3 protein-coding genes and 1 pseudogene are annotated in these 3,912 nt (G+C 59.2%); 2 read left to right on the top strand and 2 right to left on the bottom strand.

What is annotated here, in order from left to right:
• Positions 1 to 197: 197 nt before the first annotated feature.
• Positions 198 to 387 (top strand): annotated as a pseudogene (locus RM96_RS40400) (IS5/IS1182 family transposase); the annotation flags it as partial.
• Positions 388 to 528: 141 nt separating this feature from the next.
• Complete coding sequence (gene mgtA, locus RM96_RS31840; RefSeq protein WP_039015735.1) at positions 529 to 3,075, top strand: magnesium-translocating P-type ATPase; 2,547 nt, start codon at positions 529 to 531, stop codon at positions 3,073 to 3,075.
• Between the two features lie 254 nt (positions 3,076 to 3,329).
• On the opposite strand, the gene RM96_RS31835 is transcribed toward mgtA, so the two are convergent.
• Together RM96_RS31835 and RM96_RS31830 are read right to left on the bottom strand one after the other, a co-directional pair.
• Positions 3,330 to 3,590, bottom strand: a complete 261-nt coding sequence (locus tag RM96_RS31835) for a hypothetical protein (protein WP_039015737.1) — start codon at positions 3,588 to 3,590, stop codon at positions 3,330 to 3,332.
• Positions 3,591 to 3,712: 122 nt separating this feature from the next.
• The coding region (locus RM96_RS31830; protein ID WP_039015734.1) for an Hsp20/alpha crystallin family protein at positions 3,713 to 3,912 on the bottom strand (200 nt) is incomplete at its 5' end.

Below are 3,912 nucleotides of genomic sequence, written 5' to 3'. Positions count from 1 at the left end.
CAAACTCAAGAGCGCTCAGCACCGACCTTCGATCATCGCCGCGTGCTGGGTTCAGGCAACGTTGTGGTGATGTCATGATTTACGGAAAGATCAATAATAACTCCGTAGCGGCGGCCGGTCGGCAGCCCTACCTATTTGCCATTCGCGATCGCGAGCCGCCCGTTGACAGCACTGTCGTCACGCCTTCCGACAGTAGGGCGGCCACGGGCAGCCATGCCTTCTACGCCTACTCAACAAATTGTCTGATTGACCTCCAGCCAGGAATCATCGTCGACGTCGAGGACCTCGGCCAATCGAACGAACGAGGTGAACTCGACCAAGACGATGATTGATCGGGTGGAGCAGCGCTTTGCACTTGGGCCTCGTCACCTGGTGGGCGACACTGCCGCTGTTTTCTGAGCGAATGGCCTGTCCCGGCCCGCGCATGTCCTTGACGCTTCGCCGTGACAGGGCAGCGGAGCAGCTTCGTTGACATGGACACGCCCGTTAGGCTGGTACCGCTATGCAAGTTCGCCGGAGGAATCCATCATGCCTACACCCGCCGTCAAAACGGATTCGGCATTCTGGCAGCTCCCTGTCTCGGCGCTCTTGGAACAGGTGGCCACAAGCCCTAACGGACTGAGCAGCGCTGTGGCGGCTTCGCGCCTGGCACAGTTCGGCCCAAACCTGATCCATGGGGAGCCAAAAAGAGCGCTGATCCTTCAATTTCTGACCAAGTTCCGCAATCCCTTGGTCATCATTCTCCTCGCTGCCAGCGCCCTTTCCGCTTTCACCGGCGACACCGTCAGCTTCTTCATTATCGGTGCCATCGTCATCATCAGCGTGTCCCTCGATTTCGTCCAGGAATACCGGGCCGGTCAGGCGGCGGATCGACTGCGGCAGTCGGTGGCAGTACGGGGGCAGGTGCTGCGGGACGGCAAGTTCATTGAGATACCGGTTGCGGAGTTGGTGCCCGGCGATGTGGCGCTCCTTACCGCCGGCGACCTGATTCCCTGCGACGGCAGGGTGCTGGAGGCAAAGGACTTCTTTGTCAACCAGGCCCTCCTTACCGGCGAACCATATCCGGTGGAAAAGACCCCCGGTGAATTGCCGGAAGAGACAGAGATCCTCTCGGCCAGCAATACCGTGCTGCTGGGGACATCGGTGATCAGCGGCACGGCCAGGGTGCTGATGTGCCGCACCGGGCAGAATACGGCGCTTGGTGAAATTGCCGACACCCTGCTGGTCACGGCCCCGCCCACCGCCTTCGAGCAGGGGACCCACGGCTTCGGGAACCTCATCATGCGCATGACGATCCTGCTCGTCCTGTTCGTCCTTCTCGTCAACGCCTTCTTTCACCGCCCATGGCTCGAATCGTTCCTGTTTGCCGTGGCCCTGGCCGTCGGGCTGACGCCTGAACTCCTGCCCATGGTGGTCTCCGTGACGCTGTCGCGAGGCGCACTGCGCATGGCAGCCAGCAAGGTGATCGTTAAGAGGCTCGCCTCGATCCACAATCTGGGCAGCATGGACGTATTCTGTACCGACAAGACCGGCACGCTGACGGAGGCCCGGATCCATCTGGAGCGCCACCTGGACCCCCTGGGCCGGGATAGTCGGCGGGTCCTGGAACTGGCCTACTTCAACAGCTTTTTTGAAACAGGACTAAGAAGCCCCCTGGATGACGCCATCCTGGAGCACACAGAAATTGACGTGAGCGGCTGGCGCAAGATCGATGAAGTGCCGTTCGACTTCGAGCGCCGCCGGGTGTCGGTGCTCCTCGACAACGGGACGACCCGACTGCTCGTGGTCAAGGGAGCGCCCGAAGACATCCTGCGTCTGTCGGTCAGCTACGGGTTGAATGGAGAGGCCGGTCTGCGGCCCCTGAATGAAGCAGCGCTCAAAGGGCTCAACGGGCAATTTGAAGGTCTCAGTAAAGAGGGCTTCCGGGTGCTGGGGATCGCTTCACGGCAGGTGGGGATGGACCACCCCCATGCCGTGGTGAGCGATGAAACGGAACTGGTCTTTGCTGGCTTCGCGGCCTTCCTCGATCCCCCCAAGGAGAGTGCCAAGGCGGCCCTGGCGAAGCTCGCCGCCGATGGAGTCGCGGTCAAGATCATCACCGGCGATAATGAATTGGTCACACAGCATGTCTTCGCCCAACTTGGGCTCCCGGTAGTGGGTGTGCTTACCGGTGCGCAGATCCAGCAAATGGATGACCCGGCACTCGCAGCGCGGGTGGAGCAAGTGAACCTCTTCTGCCGTGTGGCGCCTACCCAGAAAAACCGTGTCATCCTGGCGCTCAAGCAGCGCGGTCATGTGGTCGGGTATCTCGGCGACGGGATCAATGACGCGCCTTCGCTCCATTCCGCCGATGTGGGGATTTCCGTGGACGGTGCCGTGGACGTGGCGAAAGCGGCGGCAGACATGATCCTGCTGGAACACGACCTGTTAGTCCTCCATGCCGGCGTCCTGGAAGGACGGCGCACCTTTGGCAATATCATGAAATACATCATGATGGGAACCAGCTCCAATTTCGGCAACATGTTCAGCATGGCCGGCGCCTCGCTTGTTCTCCCCTTCCTCCCGATGCTGCCGGTGCAGATCCTGCTCAACAATCTCCTCTACGACGTATCCGAACTGCCCATTCCACTGGACCGGGTAGATGACGATTACTTGAGCCATCCGCGCCACTGGGACATGAATTTCATCCGCAATTTCATGTTGATTATCGGCCCGGTCAGCTCGATCTTCGACTTCCTCACCTTCTACATCATGCTGACGGTCTTTCATGCCGGCGAGAGGCTCTTCCATACCGGCTGGTTCATTGAGTCCATGGCCACGCAGGTGCTGGTTATCTTCATCATCCGCACCCGTAGGAATCCTTTCAGGAGCTACCCGAATCCTTGGCTCATCGCCTGTTCACTGGCGGTGGTGGGGGTGGCCGTGCTGCTGCCGTTCACCTCTGCTGGCGTGCATCTCGGTTTCGTCGCGCCGCCGGCATTCTTCTTTCTCATCCTCGCTGCCATGCTGCTCTTCTATCTATTGGCGGTGGAAGGCATGAAACAATGGTTCTTCCGCCGCTTTGCAGCCGAGTGAAGCAGAAGGGTGGATTCTTATCCCAGCTACGCCGTCCTTCACCGCAACAAAGAAGCCATCTGAACGGCACTACCGGCAGCAACCGTTTGAACCCCACCACAGGGATCTCGTCCAAAGGAAGACTGGAAGCAATGTGGCAGGAGAATCTGTTCCTCCAGCTACATGCGCATCGTCTGGATATGCCTGCTTCCAGGTGAGTATCCAATCGGGCAGGTAGTCCTATTCCACCCCCCGCCCCAATAGCACGCAGGATCTCATTCGGGCTTATCGAAGATGCCGGCCTCGAGATCTTTCCTGAAATGCTGAACCCAATCGGTTTCATAGCCGATGGGGTATTCCCTTGTAACTCGTGTCGATCGTTTGGATACCGTGACGTAGCCCTGTAAACCGAAGTTCTCGTCGCCTTTTGGGTCAGTCGTATCCGTTTCCAGGAGTTCGAAATCATCTGCGGCCAGACCATTACGCTGCAAGGTCGCAAGAAAGTCCTGTTGTTCATCCAATTCGATCAGTCGCATCGTCGGCCCCTCACTGTTCAAAAGGGCGAAAACCGGAACGCGCTTTCAACGATTCCAGTTGCATGTCAGCCCTCTTACCGGTGTGCAGCCATGGGTGACGCCCACGACCCGCTCGGCTTACATCACGCCACCTTGACCTCAATGCGGCTCGGTTGCGCGGATTCGGCTTTCGGGATGCGCAGCTTGAGCACGCCGTGGTTGAAGTCGGCGACGACCTTTTCGGGATCTAGTTCCTTGGATAGCGTGAACACGCGCCGGTAACGGGGCAGGGAAACCTCCGCGTAACTGGCTTCCATGCCTTCCGGCAGATCCAGGACGACTT

The sequence above is a fragment of the Cupriavidus sp. IDO genome (genome assembly GCF_000812465.1).
Lineage (GTDB): Bacteria > Pseudomonadota > Gammaproteobacteria > Burkholderiales > Burkholderiaceae > Cupriavidus.
This window is presented reverse-complemented; position numbering and strand designations above follow the sequence as displayed.

Coding starts and splice junctions, on each gene's coding strand:
- mgtA (WP_039015735.1), top strand. CDS start 529: ATGCCTACACCCGCCGTCAAAACGGATTCGGCATTCTGGCAGCTCCCT.
- RM96_RS31835 (WP_039015737.1), bottom strand. CDS start 3,590: ATGCGACTGATCGAATTGGATGAACAACAGGACTTTCTTGCGACCTTG.